The sequence below is a fragment of the Candidatus Hydrogenedentota bacterium genome (genome assembly GCA_019695095.1).
In the GTDB taxonomy this organism is placed as follows: domain Bacteria; phylum Hydrogenedentota; class Hydrogenedentia; order Hydrogenedentales; family SLHB01; genus JAIBAQ01.
Genome location: JAIBAQ010000107.1, coordinates 1 through 19905 on the forward strand (window position 1 = coordinate 1; position 19905 = coordinate 19905).

Annotated in this window: 16 protein-coding genes; 8 read left to right on the forward strand and 8 right to left on the reverse strand. The window is 60.5% G+C overall.

Translation table 11 applies throughout. From position 1 onward, the window contains the following. The 6 genes from K1Y02_16730 to K1Y02_16755 all read right to left on the reverse strand — a co-directional run. A partial coding sequence (locus K1Y02_16730; protein ID MBX7258008.1) for an SDR family oxidoreductase occupies positions 1-590 on the reverse strand: 590 nt, incomplete at its 3' end. Between the two features lie 59 nt (positions 591-649). Further along, entirely contained in the window at positions 650-1558 is a 909-nt protein-coding gene (locus K1Y02_16735) for an alpha/beta hydrolase (GenBank protein ID MBX7258009.1), read from the reverse strand. 190 nt (positions 1559-1748) lie between these two features. Continuing rightward, the gene (locus tag K1Y02_16740) at positions 1749-4001 is read right to left on the reverse strand and encodes a protein kinase (GenBank protein MBX7258010.1); all 2253 of its coding nucleotides are present in this window, start codon (positions 3999-4001) and stop codon (positions 1749-1751) included. Between the two features lie 222 nt (positions 4002-4223). After that, a complete protein-coding gene (gene ilvD / locus K1Y02_16745; GenBank protein MBX7258011.1) occupies positions 4224-5960 on the reverse strand; it encodes a dihydroxy-acid dehydratase in 1737 nt (578 codons plus the stop codon). A 652-nt stretch (positions 5961-6612) separates the two neighbouring features. Continuing rightward, positions 6613-7923, reverse strand: coding sequence for a DEAD/DEAH box helicase (locus K1Y02_16750; protein ID MBX7258012.1), 1311 nt, complete (start codon positions 7921-7923; stop codon positions 6613-6615). A gap of 365 nt (positions 7924-8288) precedes the next feature. Continuing rightward, positions 8289-9545 (reverse strand): acetylxylan esterase, encoded by a 1257-nt coding sequence (locus K1Y02_16755; protein ID MBX7258013.1) that lies wholly within the window; start codon positions 9543-9545, stop codon positions 8289-8291. Positions 9546-9636: 91 nt separating this feature from the next. Between K1Y02_16755 and K1Y02_16760 the strand changes: the two genes are divergently transcribed. The 7 genes from K1Y02_16760 to K1Y02_16790 all read left to right on the forward strand — a co-directional run bounded on the left by K1Y02_16760 (position 9637) and on the right by K1Y02_16790 (position 17690). Then, complete coding sequence (locus tag K1Y02_16760) at positions 9637-10419, forward strand: sugar phosphate isomerase/epimerase (protein ID MBX7258014.1); 783 nt, start codon at positions 9637-9639, stop codon at positions 10417-10419. Between the two features lie 105 nt (positions 10420-10524). Then, the gene (gene recG / locus K1Y02_16765; protein ID MBX7258015.1) at positions 10525-12591 is read left to right on the forward strand and encodes an ATP-dependent DNA helicase RecG; all 2067 of its coding nucleotides are present in this window, start codon (positions 10525-10527) and stop codon (positions 12589-12591) included. A gap of 151 nt (positions 12592-12742) precedes the next feature. Continuing rightward, entirely contained in the window at positions 12743-13312 is a 570-nt protein-coding gene (locus K1Y02_16770; protein MBX7258016.1) for a hypothetical protein, read from the forward strand. A gap of 76 nt (positions 13313-13388) precedes the next feature. Beyond that, positions 13389-14003 carry an HD domain-containing protein gene (locus K1Y02_16775; GenBank protein MBX7258017.1) on the forward strand — a complete coding sequence of 205 codons (615 nt, stop codon included), beginning with the start codon at positions 13389-13391 and terminating at the stop codon, positions 14001-14003. Beyond that, positions 13988-14680, forward strand: a complete 693-nt coding sequence (locus K1Y02_16780) for a CPBP family intramembrane metalloprotease (GenBank protein MBX7258018.1) — start codon at positions 13988-13990, stop codon at positions 14678-14680. The genes K1Y02_16775 and K1Y02_16780 overlap by 16 nt, the downstream gene beginning before the upstream one ends. Positions 14681-14764: 84 nt before the next feature. Next, entirely contained in the window at positions 14765-16039 is a 1275-nt protein-coding gene (locus K1Y02_16785; GenBank protein MBX7258019.1) for an HD domain-containing protein, read from the forward strand. A 115-nt stretch (positions 16040-16154) separates the two neighbouring features. Next, positions 16155-17690, forward strand: coding sequence for a glycosyltransferase family 39 protein (locus tag K1Y02_16790; protein ID MBX7258020.1), 1536 nt, complete (start codon positions 16155-16157; stop codon positions 17688-17690). 32 nt (positions 17691-17722) lie between these two features. On the opposite strand, the gene K1Y02_16795 is transcribed toward K1Y02_16790, so the two are convergent. Together K1Y02_16795 and K1Y02_16800 are read right to left on the reverse strand one after the other, a co-directional pair. Continuing rightward, entirely contained in the window at positions 17723-18703 is a 981-nt protein-coding gene (locus K1Y02_16795) for an alpha/beta hydrolase (protein MBX7258021.1), read from the reverse strand. Positions 18704-18706: 3 nt separating this feature from the next. Beyond that, positions 18707-19726: an alpha/beta hydrolase gene (locus tag K1Y02_16800; GenBank protein ID MBX7258022.1), complete on the reverse strand. Its 1020-nt coding sequence runs from the start codon at positions 19724-19726 to the stop codon at positions 18707-18709. On the opposite strand from K1Y02_16800, the gene K1Y02_16805 reads away from it, so the two are divergent. Next, the coding region (locus K1Y02_16805) for a hypothetical protein (GenBank protein MBX7258023.1) at positions 19704-19905 on the forward strand (202 nt) is incomplete at its 3' end. The two genes, K1Y02_16800 and K1Y02_16805, sit on opposite strands and share 23 nt — an antisense overlap.

The window sequence follows — 19905 nt, forward strand, 5'->3', positions numbered from 1 at the left end:
CCTTGCGGGCCGTATTCGACGGCGATATCACGGGTGAGGGCGACGACACCGGCTTTGGCCGCGCTGTACGCGGAGACCATTTCGCAGGCGCGCTCGGCGGCGATGGCGGCGATGTTGATAACGACGCCTCCCCGTTGTTTTTCGAATAGGGGCAACACGTAGCGGGTGGTCAGGAAGGTTCCGTAGAGGTTTACCTTAAGGGTGTCGAGCCACTGATCGGGTTCGTATTCGCCGACGCGTTGCGAACCCCACGAGCCTCCCGCAACGTTGACGAGGATGTCGATGTGCCCAAAGGCGGACGCGGCATTTGCGACGAGTTGCTCAACGTCTTCCGGCACGCAAATATCGGCACGGAAAGCGACGGCCTCCACGCCGAGGGCCTGTGCCGCCGCGACGGTTTCGTCGAGACCCTGCTTCGCTCCGTGTTTGTAGCCGAGGACGTCATGAATGACATCGGGCAGCGGGTCTTCCACGTCGCTTGCGACGATGCGCGCGCCGAGCCGTGCAAGCGCTTCCACTATGGCGCGGCCGATTCCCCTTGGACTTCCCGCACCTGTTACCAGGGCCACTTTGCCTTCGAGATCTCTCATCGACGTAATCCCCCCCTGGCCAAAGCACTGACTTATGTGAAATGGCGAATACGTTTGCCTCAGATCATCCCGATGGCCCTTAGCCATTTCAGGCAGAGGTCAGGCCATTCGCTGAAGGCGTGGCCGCTGCGGGGGCCGGTGCCGAGTCCGAGGCCGTGTTGGCCTTCGAGAAAGACGTGCAATTCGGCGGGGACGCCGTTGTCGAGCAGCTTCTGGTAGAAGACGACGCTGTTGGTCGCGGGGACGCCGGTGTCTTGCGTGGTGCTTACGAGGAATGCAGGCGGCGTGTCTTTGGTCACGTGGAGTTCGGGGGAGACTTCTTCGACGAGTTTCGGGTCGGGATTCTCGCCGAGTAGATTGGTGCGGCTACCCGCGTGGCCGTAGTCGCCGACCATCGTGATCACGGGGTATCCAAGGATCAGGAAATCGGGCCGGGCCGAAACGCGTTCGATGGGGTCCGTGGCGGCTGCGTCGCCGTCGGCTTTGGCGACACCGGTGGTCGCGGTCAAGTGACCGCCCGCGGAGAATCCGAGTATGCCGATTTTGGCGGGGTTGATGCCCCATTCTGCGGAGCGTGCGCGAACCGTGCGGATGGCGCGCTGCGCATCCTGCAGGGGAGCGGGGTGGTGGTACTTCGGGGCGTGGCGGTATTTGAGCACGAAGGCCGAGACGCCGGCGGTGTTTAGCCACTGCGCGACTTCGTATCCTTCGTAGGTGATGGCCAAGCCGCCGTAGCCGCCGCCGGGACACACGACCACGGCCGCGCCGGTGGCTTTGTGTTGCGGGGCGGGGAAGTAGGTGAGCGTGGGGACGTCCGCGGTTTCTGTGCCTGCCGCGCCGGGCGCGCCGTCGGGCCAGAGCGCGAGCACCGGGGCGCCGTCGGGCGCGGGCGTGTTTTCGTCAATGGCCACAGCGGGTCTTACCGCGAAGAACAACCCGAGTATGCTCCAAAAGAATCGTTGTTTCATGGACACAAGAAACCTCCCTTTCCCCAATCGCTGCATCCGACGCCGGGTTTCGCAGACACGCGAAACACATTGCTGACTGTGGCGGCATCTCATGCAGACGAACCGAATCAGATACGAGTAGACGCGCCCATCCGCGACCGCCAACGCATCATAGGGTTTCGGCGGCGGCGCTGCAATGGGGAGTATTTATTTAAGCGCCGCCTTCGCGCCCGCGGCACAGAATCATCGGAGCGAAGATTGTGGGGAAGCCGAAGCCGATGGCCCAGAGTTTCAGGGTGCCTTTTTCGCCGGCGGAGAGGGCAACGCTTTCGTCTCCGCCGATACTCACGGGTGCGCGGCCGGCAAAGGTGTGCAGGCAGCGTCCCGTGGGCGTTTCCCAGAGGCGGAGTTTTCCGCCTTGCACGCCGGTGAGCGCGAAGTGGCCGCGTTTGCTTAAGCAGACGGAGACGACGGGCTCGCTGTGCGCTTTGCGATGGCTCACGCGCTGGTTTGCTTCGAGGTTGACGAGGTCGACGCAGCCGTCTTCAAGGCCGACTATGGCGGCGCGTCGGTCGTTGCTGACAGACAACGAACGGGGACGCGCGGAGAATCCGTCGAGCGCGGCGAGGCGTCTGCCGGATCGCAGATCCCAATGCGACAAGACGCCATCGGAACCGATGGTGAGAAAGGACAAGCCGGAACGTCCGGGAGCCAGCATGGTCACTTCGCCGTGGTGCGCGGCAAACGCGCGTTCGCATTGGCCCGACATGCGATTCCAATGACGGACGCTGCCGTCGGCGCTTGCGGTGAGAATGCCTTGTCCATCGTCGGTGAACAGGACGGAGTTCACGGGACCGGAATGGCCCTGAAGTATTTGGACGCAATCGGCGGAAACGACTTCCCAAATGCGGGCGGTCTTGTCCACGGAACCGGAGACGGCGTGAAGGCCGTCGGCGCTGAGCGCCACGGAGAGCACGGGGGCGGTGTGTCCGAGGAAATCGAATTGCCGTTGCCCGGTAGTCACGTTCCAGGCGGTGATCTTTCCGGGCCATTTCTGGGACGTGGTCGCCGAGAGGGCGAGGTGTCCGTCCCAACTGACGCAGAGCGCGGTGACATCGCCGGTGCGGTGGGCGAAGGTGCTTATGAGGCGGCGGCTCGCGTCTTTTCGTTCGGTAGCGGCATCGATGGCCTCGGCGACTTCATGTCCGCCGAGATCGACGCCGCGCAACCGTTCCAGCAGTTCCAGGGCCGCGTTGTAGTCGCCGCGTTCGAGGTGAAGCTGGGCAAACATGTAGACGGGCATCCACGCTTTGGGTTGCAGTCGGCACAGTTCGCGGGCCAGGTGCAGCATGGTCATGTCGGTGGTGCGCCCGATGCGCCACGCGCGCAGGGCGCGGTTGTACGTGGCTTCGGGATGATTGGGTTCGAAGCGGAGCGCGCGTTCCCACAATTGATCGGCTTCTTCGTGTTTGCCCAAGTCGAGGAATGAGACCGCGCGGTTGTTAAGACGATCGGCGGTGGTTTCCGCGGCCTGGGGCACGGCGCGCGGATACGGCACGCCCACGACGTCTTTGTAGACGGACTCAAGCGTTGTGAGGATATCGGCCATACTCGAAGGGCGTTCTGCAGGATCGTCTCGGAAGCATGCGCGCAACAGGTCGAGAATTACGGGGGGCATGTCGGGAGCGCGCTCGTTTTCGGGGCCCAGTTCCAGGTACTGATCCAAGGCGCCGTCGGCCATCTGGCCGGCCATCCACGTGACGTCGCCGACAAACATTTCCATGATGGACACGCCCCAGCTCCAGATGTCGGTGGCTTGCGACATGTCGCCGCGGTTGGCCTGCTCCGGCGAGCAGTATGCTGGGGTTCCGCGCGATCCGAGACCGCGGCTGGTTCGAGTTTCGGGCGCGCCGGACGCCACGTAGAGCGCGCGCGACAGGCCGAAGTCGGTGACTTTGACGATACCTTCTTTGGTCATGAGGACGTTGAGGGGTTTGACGTCTTGATGGACGAGGCCCTGGGTGTGCGAATAGCGAAGGCCCCATGCAAATTGGATGGCGATGTCGAGGATGCGCTCCATGACTTGTTCGCGCGTTCCGCGATACAAGCGGCCGCTGTGTATCCATTGGGAGAGCGTGCCGCCGGTCACGAATTCGGCAAACACGCGCGGGACGCCGCCGAGCCGGCGAACGTAGTAGCAGCTTGCGATGTTGGGGTGGAGGCCGAGGTTAACCCACATTTCGCATTCGCGTTCGAAGGATTCCGCGCCGCCTTTTGCGGACAGCACTTCGGCCTTGGGGCACTTCACGGCGAGGTCCTGGTCCCAGCCCCGGTGGTAGACCTGATACACGTTGCCCATACCGCCGCGTCCGAGGAGGCGCTTCACCTCGTAGATACCGAGGATCACATCGCCTTCGGACCAATCGACGGGAGTCGCATCCGCGGCTGTTTCCGGACCGGTCATACCCCTTTCGTTCCTCTCCCCGACACACCTCAAGCGGGCATTCGCGATCGGTTGCTTGGCGAAGCCCGCGGTTTGCTCCCGGAAGATACTGCGCGCCTCCATCCAGCAACGGGCGCGCAAGGCCGGACACGAAGAATAGCATATCCGGCGGTCCGTAAATGTACAGACGAGACGGGCCGCGCGGAGAGCCAGGCGCCGCGCGGCCCGTCGAAGAAATGGAACCTATTTCGAGAAGGGCAATGTGGCGTCGGTGACGGCGCCTTCGGATGCCGAGTTGACGAGATGCATGTATTTCGCCAAGACGCCGCGGACATAGCGCGGCTTCGGGGCCTTCCATGCTTTGAGGCGCTTGGCGATTTCGGCTTTGGTAATGCCGAGATCGAGCGTGCGGTTTTCCGCATCGATCGTAATCGGATCGCCGTTCTTGACGATTGCGAGCGGTCCGCCGACCTGCGCTTCGGGCGTGATGTGTCCGACGACGAAACCGTGGCTGCCGCCGGAGAAACGTCCGTCGGTGATCAGGGCGACGTCTTTGCCGAGACCTTTGCCCATGACGGCGGACGTGGGCGCGAGCATTTCACGCATGCCGGGGCCGCCCTTGGGGCCTTCGTAGCGAATGACGATCACGTCGCCCTTCTTGACTGTGCCGTCGAGAATGGCTTTGAGCGCGTCTTCTTCGGAATTGAACACGCGGGCTTTGCCGGTGAATCGCATGCCTTCCTTGCCGGTGATTTTCGCGACGGCGCCCTTCGGCGCGAGGTTGCCGTACAACACGACCAAGTGGCCGTCCTTCTTGATGGGATCGGACAAGGGGCGAACGATTTCCTGTCCCGCGGGGTACGGTTTTGCATCGGCGAGATTCTGTTTGAGGGTCTTGCCGGTCACGGTGAGGCAGTCGCCGTGCAGGAGACCTGCATCGAGGAGCGTCTTCATCAATGGCGTGAGACCGCCAATGGCGACGAATTCAGCCATGACGAATCTACCGCTGGGTTTGAGGTCCGCCAACACCGGCGCGCGTTTTCCGATGCGCGTGAAGTCGTCGATGGAGAGCTTCACGCCCATGGTGTAGGCCATCGCAAGCAAGTGGAGCACGGCGTTGGTCGAACCGCCCAGCGCGTTGACGACGACAATCGCGTTTTCGAAGGCTTCGCGAGTCATGATATCGCTGGGGCGGATGCCGCGTTTGATCAAGTTCATCACGGCCGCGCCGGCGTTGCGGCAATCGTTCGCCTTGTCCTCGGATATGGCGTCCTGCGAACTGCTGTTGGGTAGGCTCATGCCGAGTGCTTCGATGGCGGACCCCATGGTGTTGGCGGTGTACATGCCGCCGCAGGAGCCGGGACCGGGGATGGCACAGGCTTCGATCTCTTTCAGTTGTTTGTCGTTGATATCGCCGCGCGCGTGCGCGCCAACGGCTTCGAACACCGACACGATATCGACGTTTTTGCCGCGATAGTTGCCGGGGAGAATTGTGCCGCCGTAGACAAACACGGATGGGCGATTGAGGCGGGCCATCGCCATGAGGCAGCCGGGCATGTTCTTGTCGCAGCCGCCGATGGCGACGAGTCCGTCGAACCATTCGCAACCCGCGACGGTTTCAATGGAGTCGGCGATCACCTCGCGGGAGACGAGCGAATACTTCATGCCTTCCGTGCCCATGGAGATGCCGTCGGAAATGGTGATCGTGTTGAACTCGACGGCTTTGCCGCCCGCGGCATTGACGCCGTCGGATGCGTAGTTCGCGAGCTTGTTGATGTGCATGTTGCAGGGCGTGACCATGCTCCACGTCGAGGCGATGCCGACCTGGGGTTTCTTGAAGTCCTTCGCGGTGAAACCGACGGCGTGCAGCATGGCGCGGCTTGGCGCGCGTTCGACGGTCTCGGTGATTTGCGAGGAGTACATCCGGTTAACGGGTTCGCGTTTGCCGTTCGACGGGGATTTCGATTTCTTGGTATTCATTTTGCAGCTCCGATTGATTCGCCGGGACCAGACGACGAAGTGTGAGGGGGCGCATTATAGCGAGGTTGGACGGGGAGTCCAACAGAGCGGTTATGTATTGCGCCCCATGCGGCGCGGAAGGTCGATTGCGATGCCGTAGTGACTCGATTGGCGCAACAGGGATCCGATCATAAGCCAGATCCCTCGCCCGCCGAAGGCGGACTCGGGATGACAGATGAGGGCAGGCTTCATCGATGCCTGCGATACCGGGCACTGCGCTTCAGAGACAGACCGTGTGAGTTACTTGCGCCCTGACAGGGCGCTCATTGGGTGGGGGGCTGGTACCTGGGGTTTCGATTCGCGTCGTTGACGCGAATCTCACCCCAGGCTGGAGTATCTCGCGCTTGCAGCGATCTGGAGTATCGAGTCAAATCGTTGGTGTGTATCGGTGGTTGAGTCCCTTTTGGTTGCGGCTATGCCGCGCCAGGCTGGAGTATGCCGTGCCTTTGGCACTCCGGAGAGTAGGGCGGTGTGAGGCGTGAATTGCGATGCAAACGTGCGCAAGTGAGAGAGACGTAACGCGAGTTGCCGAATAACGCCGCGCGAAAGAGAATAGGACCGATCGGCCGGATGCGACCGATCGGTCCTATGAGGTGAAACCTGTGCGGAGGAATTAGCGCGCTGGGCGAGACTGGCCCTGCTTGCCGCGGTTTGCCGAAGCGTTGCGGCCGTAGCGTCCACCGCCGCCGTTTTGCGGGCGGCCGTTGTTGCGCGGGCGTCCACTGGAACCGCCGCGGTAACCGCCGCCGTGGCGAGGAGAACGGCGTTGCGCGTTGCGCGCGGCGATCTCTTCGCGGGTCGGGACGTGTACGGCGCCTTCCCAATCGGTGCGCGGAATGGACTTGCCCAATTCGCGTTCGATGGACCCGAGGGTCATGTGGTCTTCGGGGCAGACGAAGGTGATGGCATCGCCTTCGGCGCTTGCACGCGCGGTGCGTCCGATGCGATGCACGTAATCGTCGTGACAATTCGGGATGTCAAAGTTGACGACGTGCGTGATGCCCTGCACGTCGAGTCCGCGCGCCGCGACATCGGTGGCTACGAGCACAGTGTAGCGTCCGCGGCGGAAACCGTCGATGGCTTGCTGGCGCTGGCGCTGTGAACGGCCGCCGTGAATGGCTTGCGCGCGGAAGCCTTCCAGATAGAGCTGTTTCGCGACTTTGTCGGTCGAGTGTTTCGTGCGCACGAAGACCAGCGCAGAACGCACTTCCGGTTCGCGCAGGATTTTCGCCAGGAGATCCATTTTGCCGGACGACACCACGGTGTAGATGCCCTGACGCACGGCGTCGGCGGGTTTCGCGATGGCGCCGATGGTGATGCGCACGGGATCGTGCTGCAAGTCGGCGGCCAGTCCCTTGATTTCATCGGGCAGCGTCGCCGAGAACAGCAGCGTCTGGCGTTCCTTGGGCACGGCGCTCATGATGCGTTGGATAGCGGGCAGGAAGCCCATGTCGAGCATGCGGTCGGCCTCGTCAAGGACGAGCACCGAGAGCTTGTCGAAGCGGACATTGCCGCGTTCCATGTGATCGATCAGGCGGCCGGGGGTCGCTACGATGACCGTGGTGCCGCGGCGAAGCGCGTGAACCTGAGGTTCCATGCCGACGCCGCCGTATACGCACGCGGATTGCAGTCCCGCGACGCGACCGAAGCGTTCGATAACCGAGTTAACCTGCTGCGCCAACTCGCGCGTCGGCGTGAGGACCAGCATGCGCGTGCCGCGCACGTTCGACTGCGCAAGGCGCGTCAGCGCGGGCAAGGAGAATGCCAACGTCTTGCCGGTACCGGTTTGCGCAATCCCCAGCACGTCGCGGCCTTCGAGGGCCGGAGGAATGGTTTGCGCCTGAACCGGAGTCGGTTCCGTGATCTTCTGCGTGTTGAGTACCTTCAAAAAGCGCGGATCAATAGACAAATCGCCAAAAGACATGAAGTATCCCTTCGTTGTGCCGGACGAAAAATGCCGGCGAATGGCTGATTCTGCATGCTCAGCACGAACAACGTGGGAGTCAACACACTGGAGGACCCAGATTATAAGGTGAGCATCATGAGGGGGAGTAGCAGCTAACCGTAGCCGAATTCCCAACCAGGAAGCAGATCTGCATATGGGCAGACTATACACGCAGTGCACCACGAAGGTCAAATCTCTGATCGGGGAGGGCCGAAGGGGCGAAGACTTGTGCCAGGAGAGGACAAGCTTCCGAGTTGAAGAATAGGACCGATCGGTCGGATCTGACGGATCGGTCGCATTCTTGGTTCCCCAATAAATGGACTGAGCGCGAGGTCTGTCTGCGACTACTTCATGTATTTGTCGGCGAAGTCGAGGTACTGCTCCCAGTCGTAGGTTGTTGTGTCGTGTTCGCCGGTGCGGATGTGGTAGCCGATGATGCTCTTGATCGGCTGGTTGACCGAAGGCATATCGTCGGCGGCGAGGCCTTCGAGGCCGAAGAGTTTGTATACGGGAGTGGCGTTCTTTGCGGAGAGGAACTCGCCGCGCGGATCGGCCCAGAGGTCTTCTTCGGCGCTGGCGACGTAGACGGGGCGCGGCGCCATCAACGCAATCAGTTCGTGCTGGTCCACGGGGCAGGCAGCTTCGTTGTTGCTGTATTGATTGAAGTTGTCGCAGAACCAGTGCGGGAAAACGCGGTTGATGCGTTCCACGGTTTCACCGAAGGCGCGACGGCTCAGGGCGGCCCCGCCACAACCGGAATCGTTGGATATGACGAGCGCGAACCGTTCGTCCTGCGCGCCCGCCCACAAGGAGGTCTTGCCGAGGCGAGAATGGCCCATGACGGCAACGCGTTTGGCGTCGATGTCGCGGTCGGTTTCGAAGTAATCGAGGGCGCGGCTAAGGCCCCATGCCCACGCGCCAATGGACCCCCACTCGTCGGGCGCGGGCTTCGTTTGGCCATCTTTGTAGAACAAGGGGTGTACGCCGTTTTGGAATCCGTCGTCGAAGTCGGGGTCTACGTCGCCGTAGTAGATCGTCGCCAAGCCGTAACCACGGCTGACGATCATTTCCACCGGCCACCGCCGCGCTTCGCATCCCCGCGACTTCTCCGTGGCGCGATTGTTCGCAACGCCGTTCTCTTCGGAATCGCGCATCCATTTCTCGGAGATTGGGACGTGTTTGTCGAAACCGATGGAATGGTTGCCGCTGAAGTTCATGCCTACGAAGAGTGGAACGGGGCCTTGGGCGTTCTTCGGCAAGTAGATGAGGATGTCCATCCACGGTTCTTTCTTCCCTTTAGCGAAGAACACGCGGACTTGTCTGCGGACCGCTTTGCCGTCGAGGGCGTTTCCGCTTTTTTCGAGGAGTTTGAAGTGCATGCCGTCGGGCTTGCCTGGGCTCTTGCCGTAGACCTGGGTCTGGAACAATCGCAAGATTTCGGGACGCCGGACTTTTTGCCACTGTTCCGCGGTGTTCACGCGCTCGCCCGATTCAAGGACCAATGGGTCGGGGAGTGTGTACGCAGGCACCTTGGCCTCGTCGTAGTTGTACGTAACTTCGTTCGCTGCGGCCAGGGTTATCAGAGCCAGAATCAGTGCCATTCTTGTTCTCCCCATATACTGGAAGCTGCGTGCCCAAGGATCTAAGATACCCGTTCGGACCTTGGCGCTCAACGAAGGGGGAGTTACATTCATGAAGCTCGGAATGGTCACCTACAATATGGGCAAGGACATGGATGTGCCCACTTTGATTGCCTTTTGCCAGGACACGGGCTTGGAAGGCGTGGAACTGCGAACCGAGCACAAGCACGGCGTCGAGCTGACGTTGACCGCGGCGCAGCGCGCGGATGTGAAGCGGATGTTCGCGGATTCGCCGGTTCAGATCGCGGGGCTGGGTTCGACCTATGAGTTTCACAGTCCCAATCCCGAAGTCGTGAAACAGAACATCGATGGCGCGATTGCGTACTGCCGGCTTGCGTCGGAGGTGGGAGCTTCGGGGATCAAGGTGCGGCCCAACGGACTGCCCGAGGGCGTGCCTGTCGAGAAGACCTGCGAACAAATCGGCAAGGCGTTGAAGCAGGTGGCGACGTTTGGCGCGGATCTCGGCGTGCAGGTGCGCCTGGAGGTACACGGCAAGGATTCGTCGGACCCGAAGATGATTCGCAAGATGATGGACGCGGCGGACCACCCGAACGCCTTGGTGTGCTGGAATTCGAATAAGGGCGACATGGACGAGAATGGCAGCATCGAAGCGAACTTCAATCTGTTGAAAGACAAGATCGCCCACGCGCACATCACCGACATCGGCGTGTATCAGTATCCGTGGCAGGATTTGTTCAACCGGCTGAAAGCCATCGATTACAAGGGCTGGTGCCTCGCGGAAATCAGTTATAACGCGGAACCGAACCGGTTCATGAAGTACTACCGGACCATGTTCGATCTGTATACGGGCAACTACAAATGGCCGAGGGCGTGAGGGGATTTTAGATTTTGGATTTTGGATTTTGGATTGATAGAGACAAAGCGTGGCTGACTTTGTCCTGTCCGGCGAGTCGGGCTAGATTCCGCGGGTCCTCCAACGTTGCATGAGGGAACGGCCGGCGGGATTGCGCTCGATAGTCACGTTACCTCGTTGCCGGGGGTGGGGGACAAGCGCGCTGAACTGCTCGCGCAACTGAACATCGCCACGGTTCGCGATCTTCTTTTCCATTTTCCCCGCAGCTATCAGGACCGGCGTAATCCGACTCCTCTCGGCGAGATCAACGACGGCGATACCGTGACCGTCTGCGCGGAGGTCGTGAAGTCGCGCATTCTGCGGCTGCGACGCGGGCTGAGCATGGCGGAGGTTTCGCTGCGCGATGCCTCCGGCACGCTGAAGGCCATCTGGTTCGGTCAGCCGTATCTCGCGCAAGCGTTCAAGGCTGGGGCGCGAGGATTTTTCTCGGGGCAGGCGGGCAAATGGAACGGGCTGGCGTTGCGGAATCCCGAATACGAACTGCTCACCGGCGACGAGGATGACCTGCTGAATTCGGGACGGATTGTCCCGGTGTACCGGCTTACGGAGGGGGTGTCGCAACGCATGTTGCGGCGGCTCGTACGGACCGCGCTTGACGGGTTGCGAGAAGCCATCGCGGACGCGCTGCCGCCGGACTTGGCAGGCAAATACAGTTATCCGCCCGCGGACGCGGGTTTGCGCACTATCCATTTCCCTGAAGAACTCGACGCGGCCAAGGCTGCCCGCAACCGCTTTGCCTATGAGGAACTGCTGGGTATTCAGCTCGGCGTGCTGCTTGCGCGGCAGGCGAGGCGTCACGAATCGAAGGCGTATCGTCACGTGACGGATGGCGAGCGGCTCGGCGCATTGCGCACGTCGCTGCCGTTTGCGTTGACGGGCGCGCAGCAGCGCGCGGTGGCGGACATTCTGGAAGACATGGCTTCCGAGCGGCCCATGGTGCGCCTGCTTCAAGGTGATGTGGGTTGCGGGAAGACGGCGGTGGCGTTGCACGCCATTGCTGCCGCGGCGGACGGCGGTTTTCAGACGGCGCTTATGGCGCCGACAGAGATTCTGGCGGAGCAGCATGCCCTCACCTTGCGCGACGCGCTGGGACCGTTGGGTATCGAGGTCGCGTCGCTGACCGGTTCGACGGCGGGCGCGCGGGGCGTGGTGGAGGCGTTGGCGTCGGGCGAATGCCACGTCATCGTGGGGACGCACGCGTTGATTCAGGACCGGGTCTCGTTTCACCGATTGGGTCTGGTGATTATCGACGAGCAGCACCGGTTCGGCGTGGTGCAACGCGCGGCGCTTCTGGAGAAAGGCCTCAATCCGGACATGCTTCACATGACGGCGACGCCGATTCCGCGCACGTTGGCCGTGACGGTGTACGGAGGCATGGATGTGACCGTCATCGACGAGTTACCCCCGAATCGTGCTCCCGTGAAGACTTCGCGGGTGCCGCCCGCGAAAGTCCCGGGGCTGTACGACTACATTCGCGAACAGGCGGCCCAAGGGCGCCAGACCTATATCATTTGTCCGCTGGTGGAGGAATCGCTTGCGCGGGCGCTGACGGCGGTGACGACCCACTTCGAGCAGCTTGGGGAAGGGCCGTTGAAAGGGATGCGGCTCGGGCTGCTCCACGGGCGGTTATCGTCTTCGGAGAAAGACGAAGTGATGCACCGGTTCAAGCGAGGCGACCTGGACGTGCTCGTCAGCACGACGGTCATCGAAGTCGGGATCGATTGTCCGAATGCGACCACCATCGTGATTGAGGACGCGGCCCAGTTCGGGTTGCCGCAGCTACACCAACTGCGTGGCCGCGTGGGGCGCGGCAACGTGGCATCGCGGTGCTTCCTGCTGGGTAAACCGAAGACGCCTGATGGCCGGCAGCGGTTGGAGATACTGTGCGGTACGAACAGCGGATTCGAGATTGCCGAGTCCGACCTGGAAATGCGAGGGCCGGGCGAGTTTCGGGGGGTGCGGCAGGCGGGCCTCAGCGATTTGCGCGTCGCCGACCTGATTCGGGACGTGCGTATCCTGGACGCCGCGCGGCGTGATGCGCAGGCGATCTTGGAGGTCGACCCCGGGCTTGCGCTGCAGGAGCACGCTGCACTGGCCGTTGCAGCACGATCGTTTGCCGCATTGACTGCGTGATTTGTCTGCTACGGACATATGCAGTCAACGCGCACAACCCCAGCGGGTTATGCATTCGGGGAGTGCATGGAAAATTGACTTGATCCCCGCCATGTGCTACATTTTGTGGGTTGAGTCGGGGGTAATCCATTGTTAGGAGAGAAGGCCTCGAATGCCACCCAATAAGAAGCAACTCAAGATTATTGAGACTCTTGACAGGAACATCCAGGTTTGCCGCGAGTTCATGAACGACTGGTTGTTGTTCAACCAGATTCTGAGCGCGTATCCCAGTCCGGGCGTGAACAAGGCGCAGCTTGAGAACCAGTTTCTGAAGATCAAGAGCAAACTGGCCCGCGAGCACCAGGTCATCAAAGAGAGCCTTGGATCGGATTACCGGTTCGATGGCAACACGATGAATATTGTTTCGGGCGCGACAAACCTCGAATCCATCTACTCGCAGTCCGAAGTGGCCATCAAGAAGCTGCAAAATGAGTGGCACCGCGCGTTCATCTCGATTAACGAGACGTTGGGCGGCCTTGAAGACAAGAAGACGCGCGCGGAAGCGGGCGAGAAGGTTTTTGCGGGAAATATCGCCGCGCAAGTGAGCACGGGCGGGGGGATGTCCAAGGGGGCCAAGAATGCCCTTATCGTGGTCGTCATACTCGTAGTCGTGGCGCTTCTGTTTTTCTTCACGCCGCTCGGCCAGACGTACAAGGATTCGTTTAACGACCTGTTCCGGTAGACGCGGACAACATACGAGTTTCCCAAGGCCGGTTCCTGATACGGGAGCCGGCCTTATTGTTTGATTGGAACTTCCCGTGAGGCAAGGCGATTTGGCATACTGCCGCACCATGCGCGAGTTCTCCCAACATGTCGTTAAGCTCTTCGAGGAAATCCATCCGCTGGACCGGATTGCGCGGGCGGGGTATGTTCTTCGCGGCGTGACAGAACCGGAGTCCGTGGCGGCGCACAGCCATTTCGTATCGCTGTTGACGCTGCTGTTTGTCGACGCGTATCCGGATTTGTTCGACCGTGAGCGGGCACTCACCATGGCGTTGATCCACGACCTTTCCGAGGCCCAGTTGATGGACATCCCGATGCCGGCGGGCGATGCTTACCTGCGTGAAGCGAAACAGGGCGCCGAGCAAGCGATTATTGAGCGGCTGTTCGCGGGGCTCGGCGGAAGGTATGCGGAGTACCATCGGGAATTGCTGGAGCCGAAGACGCCGGAGGCGTGTCTGGTGCGAGGCCTCGACAAAGCCCAGATGATGTTGAAGATCGTTATGTACGAGCGTGAAGGGCGCGGCCGATTGCGAGAGTTCTGGAAGAATCCCAAGAACTTCGAGGACTTCGGCATCGAACCGGTCTCCGATCTGTTTGACGCCATCTGCGAAGAGGCACGCGAGGAGCGGCCCCGGTGGAAGAAAGTCTGACCCCGAACGCGCGCGGCATTGCGCACCTGCGAAAGCCTGCGTTGTTCTTCCTGGCGTTCTATGCTGCGTGGACGTTGCGGGTCGTTCTGCTGTTGCCGCACGAAGGTGCGATCCAGCCGGAAATCGTAAAGCGCGTGTATCTGGATACGTTGCGCATCCTGCTGTGGATTGTGCCGTTGTGGGTCTATCTGATTCGCGTGGAGCGGGTCTCGCCGATAGCGAGCCTGGGCCTCAACACCTTTCCCATGGGTAGACGCGCCTTGGAGTCGGTTGCGATTGCGGGCGTGTTCTTCGCGGTTCTCGTGACGGTTGCGATAACCCTGGAGCACAAGGTGACCATCTTCCAGAAGGACGTGCCGCTCGGCCGCTGGCCGATGATCTTCTTTGGGATGTGGGCCGCGCCCGTTATTGAGGAGATCTTCTTTCGTGGGTTTGTTTACCGCCGGTTGCGCGAGGTGTTCCGCTTTCAGACTGCAAACGGCATCAATGCGTTGCTGTTTGTTTCCATTCACATCCCCGGCTGGTTGTATCTGCAGGGTTTGAATACGGGCATGGCCGCAAACGCGGTGGGGGTTCTGATTATCGGCTGGGTGTTGGGGTTGCTCATGGAGCGCGCGCAGTCGGTCTGGCCGCCGATCCTGGCGCACTTCTTCAATAATCTGTTGTGGAGCGGTTGAGAGCGCCCCATATTCAAAGAGTCTGCCCATAGAGTAGACTGTTGTGGTCAGAAACCAGAACCGAAGTAAAGGGTGAGGAAGAGCATGAACGCGGACGCAGCCCGAATTGATGCCTTCGACTTGGTGTGCGCGCTATCGAGAATTGCCGACCTGATGAACCCCGCCGTTTCCGAGCACCAAAGCCGCGTGGCGGTAATCGCGTTGGCCTTGTCGCTTGAGATGCAACGGCCGGAAGAAGAGACAACGGAAATCGGCCTGGCAGGGCTGATTCACGATATTGGCGCGTTTTCCTTGCAGGAGCGGCTCGACCTGCTGTCGTTCGAATTGCAGGAGCCCGACTTTCATGCGCGCGTGGGCTATCTGTTGCTGCACACTTTCTCGCCGTTTGCGGGCATTGCAGCGATGATTCGTTACCATCACACGCCGTGGCGCAACGGGGAAGGCGCGGCACAAGCAGGGCATCCAATACCTTTGGCCGCTCATATCCTGCATCTTGCCGATCGCGTTGAAGTGGCTATCGATAGAAACCGGTACATTCTAGGGCAAACGGATCAGGTTTGTGAGCGGATCCGAACGGGCGCGAATACGTCGTTTCACCCGGATGTTTTGGCGGCGTTTCTGCGGTTGGCCGGACGCGAGTACTTCTGGCTGGACGTGGTTTCGCACAACATTGGCTTGTTCTTGCGGAAAAGCCTTCGCAAGCACGCGATTACGATGACGATGCAGGAGTTGTCCGAGTTTGCCGCGCTGTTGTGTCTCTTGGTTGATTTCAAGAGTTCGTTTACGGCGACGCATTCGAGTGGAGTTGCTGCAACGGCGCTCGCGCTGGCGCGACGGGCCGGGTTCAGTTCTCGCGACCAGGAAATGATGCGGGTCGCCGCATATTTGCACGACGTAGGCAAGCTGGGTATTCCGTCGGAGATTATCGAGAAGAAAGGGCCGTTGACCGGGGAAGAACAGAACATCATGCGGAGTCACGCCTATTTTACGCATGAGATTCTCGGGTCCGTGGAGGGATTGGAAGAGATCACGGATTGGGGCGCCTTGCACCAGGAGCGGCTCGACGGCAGCGGTTATCCATTTCACAAGACGGCCGAACAGTTGTCGGATGGCGCGCGGCTGATGGCGGTGGCGGACATCTTCACGGCGCTGACCGAGGATCGTCCGTATCGGGCAGGTATGTCGAAGGAAGATACGCTGCGTGCTTTGAACCGTTTGAGTGCGCACAGGCAGTTGGAATCGAAGTACACGGACATTTTGACCCGCGATTTTGATGACATCAATGCCGCGCGCGCGAAAGCGCAGGCAGAGGCCGCCGTTCATTACGCGGATTTTCTGCGTGCATTGACGCAAGCATAGGCATAGGTCTGTTAGCGCAGCCGAGGGCGGCCGCGCAACATGAAGGCACCTGCATCCTGTTCGGGGATTGTCCATTTTCGTGATGGGGAACCAAGTGCATAAGGCGTTCGATCCTATGAACACTGCGGATGGGCACCGACTGACAAGAGACGACTTCGCGTTCTTCGGTCTATTTGCGCTCGCGAAGATCCTGATCAGTGCGACGACGATGTACGGCTACGGATACTTTCGCGACGAAATGTACTACATCGACTGCGCCAAGCATCTGGCGTGGGGGTATGTCGATCATCCGCCGTTGTCTATTGCGATACTTGCTGTGTGGCGAGCCGTGTTTGGGGACAGCATGCTCGCGTTGCGTTTCCCGGCGATCCTGGCGGGCGCATGTTCGGTAGTTCTGGCGGGACTCATTGCGCGCGAAATGGGTGGGAAGCGCTTTGCGCAAGGCTTGGCATGCCTGTGCGTGCTTTTCGCGCCGATCTATCTGGCCATGAGCACGTTCTTCTCGATGAACGCCTTCGATCAGATGTTTTGGACCCTAATGGCCTATGTGATCGTTCGCATGATCAACCGGGACGATCCGCGCATGTGGTTGTGGTTTGGCGTGGTCGCGGGATTCGGATTGCTGAACAAGATCAGCGTGACGTTCTTCGGTTTCGGCATTGTCGTGGCCATGTTGTTCACGCCGCATCGCAAGTATTTCCTGAACAGGTACCTGTGGTTCGGCGGTGCGATTGCGTTTCTCATCTTTCTGCCGCACCTGATTTGGCAGGTGTTGAATGACTGGCCCACCCTGGAATTCACTCACAATGCGGCCGTGTACAAGAACGCGCCTCAAGGTCTGGTGAAATTTCTTCTCGGGCAATTGCTGTTGCTGAACCCGCTCGCGTTTCCGATCTGGATTGGCGGGCTTGTGTTTGGACTCTTTTGTGAAGGCGGGAAGCGCTATCGGTGGTTGTCGCTTGCATATGTTGTCGTTTTTCTGCTGCTTTCGCTCACGTACGGCAAGGATTATTACCTGTCGCCCGCGTATCCCATGTTGTTCGCGCTGGGGGCGATTTCAGTCGAGCGTCTGTCCGAAACGCGCAGAGTGTTGCGTCCGATAGTTGCGACGGCGGTTGCGTTGTCGGGGATAGCGCTATTGCCGTTGTCGGCGCCGGTGCTGCCCATCGAGACGTTTCTGGCGTACGCGCGCGCCACGCACATTCAACCGCCGCGTCAGGAGTTGTCGCACACTGACGAGATTCCTCAGCATTTCGGAGATCGATTCGGTTGGCCGGAGATGGTCGAGTTCGTAGCCAAGGCCTATGACGCGTTGCCCGAAGCGGACCGAGCGAAATGCGCAATCTATGCGGACAACTACGGCGAGGCGGCCGCAATCAACTTCTTTGGTTCCAAGTACGGATTGCCGCGCGCAATCAGCGGACACAACAACTACTTTCTATGGGGGCCCGGCGATTACACGGGAGAGGTTGTGTTGGTGTTCAACGGCGAGGAAGCTGAACTTACCGAACTATTCAAGGAAGTGAAGCCGCTGGGAGTCTTCACGCATCCCTACGCGATGCACTACGAGAACGACTCCCGGCTCTTCTTGTGCCGGGGCATCAAGGCTCCTTTCAACGAGATTTGGCCATCCACGAAGAAGTTCATTTAATTCGGGCCATAGCTTCCGCGTTGCGCAGGGCGTTACGGCTTCTCACCGCGAAGCAACGTATCCAGAAACAGGTCCATTACCGACAGGCAGTGCGCGTTGACTTCGGCGTACAAGTCCATCGCATGATGCCAGCCTTCGATGCGGTCATAGAGATAGGGAACGTTGTTGCGCTGCAAGGTATCGGCCAATCGGTCCGATTGCGAGACGGGCACGCGCGAGTCGACCGTGCCGTGGAAGATCAGGGTGGGTGGACATTGCGGGGACGTGTGGGTCATGGGCGATGCTTCGCGGTAACGATCCTCCGCGCGGCTGTAGCGTCTGCCTCCCAGAAACTTACGGACGGCTTTCGACGTTCGCAAGGGTTTGTCGGTTAAATCGGCGGGGCCGTAGAAGTTGACGACGGCCTGTACGCGCGGCGCGCTGTCGGGCTGGTATGCGGCCATCAGGGCCAGGTGCGCCCCGGCCGATTGTCCGACAATGGCCATGCGAGACGGGTCTGCCTTCCAGTTGCCTGCCTGAGATTGCGCCCAACGAAACGCCTCGCGCACATCGTTTAGCGCCGTGGGATAGGGCGCCACTTGGACGAGGCTGTAGGTGATAGCCACCGCGACGTAACCGCGTTGGGCGTAGTGGATGCCCCACGCGCGGAATGAATCCTCGTTGCCGTGGTCCCACGCGCCGCCGTGAACGAAGACGAGTATGGGAGAAGGGTCCGTTGTGTTGCGAGGACGATACACGTCGGCGCGAAGGCTGCTGTTTTCACGAGACGCATACGGGACGTCTTCTTCGACGAGGACGTTGTCAGGTATGCCTTCCGGGACGGCAGCGTGCGCAACACGTCCCTTGCGGACGGCGTGTGCTGCATCGCGGGCGCTTTTATAACCGGGAGGGGCTGGTGTCGTACGGAGCAGGGCTTCGCCGAAGTTGATGTTGGTGCGGAAATCGGCGTGTACCGCTCCGGTCATAATGGCCAGCGCGAGCATGTACCGCAATATAGAATGCAGCCGGTACATGGTTTACTGAGCGGCATTCGTCCCGGAGGATGCCGGGGCGGGGGGCATGTACTGCGCGAAGAATTTCAGCATATCGTATCGGAACCGTTCGTTGATCGGTTTGGCCATATCCATCGTGTGCGGCCAACCGGGAATTGGGTCGAACTCGCAAGGCGTGCCAACCGCATTGAGTTTCTCACATAACTGGGCGGGTTGTTCAATTGGAATGAGTTCATCGATGGTCCCGTGGATGATGAGTGTGGGCGGTGCACCGGGCTTAACTTGGTACAAGGGCGAGGCGAGTTCGTAGAGTTTGGGGTCTTCTTCGTAGCTCTTGCCGAGAAAGGTCACAACGTCCGAGAAGGTACGCGCTCTGTCTGTCGTGAGGTCGCAGGGGCCGTAGCAGTTCACGACGGCCTGGACGCGGCTGCTGACGCCCTCGTTGCCGCCCTTGCCTTCGAGTTCGGGGGCGTCCGTGTAACCGACGAGCATGGCGAGGTGGGCGCCGCCGGAGCCTCCGATAGCGGCAATGCGGTTGGGGTCGACGTTGTTCTTCGCGGCGTTGGCGCGAATCCAGCGGATGGCGCATTTGCAGTCTTCGAGCGCGGCGGGGAACTTGGCCTCTCCGCTCAGCCGGTAGGAAATTGTGAAGGCCGCGTAGCCCGCTTCGGCCATCCGAATCGTGTAGTACCGGTAATCGGCGCGATCCCCCTTTTTCCAGCCTCCGCCATGAATGAAGACCAGCGCGGGAACAGGGCCCCTGGGATTTTGGGGAAGGTACATATCGAGCAGGAGAGGTTTGTCGCCGCCACGCCCGTATTCGATGTCTTTGGTTTCTATCACCGAATCGGGCGCGGGGATTCCGGGGTCGATGAGTTCTATCTTGCCCGAGGCCACCGCGGCAATGGCCTCTTTGGCGTACTTGAAGCCGGGCGGAACCGGGGGCGCGTCTTTGAAGAAATCAGATGGTGGTATGACCTTCTGGGCACAGGAAGCAAGCACTGCGAGAGACAAGAGAAGCATGAAGCAACAACGGAAACGCATGGGTCCTCCAACGTGGGGTGTGCGTGTGAGCCGCCGTAAGGGGCATCTCGATGAGGCTACCGACACGCCGGATATTGGGCGTCGGCGACTCGAATTGGCCGGTAGCATAGCGCATTGGCGCTTCTGTTTGCGCCTCCAAGTGATGAAGGTTGATGCGATTCGTTTTTCGCGTGTGACGG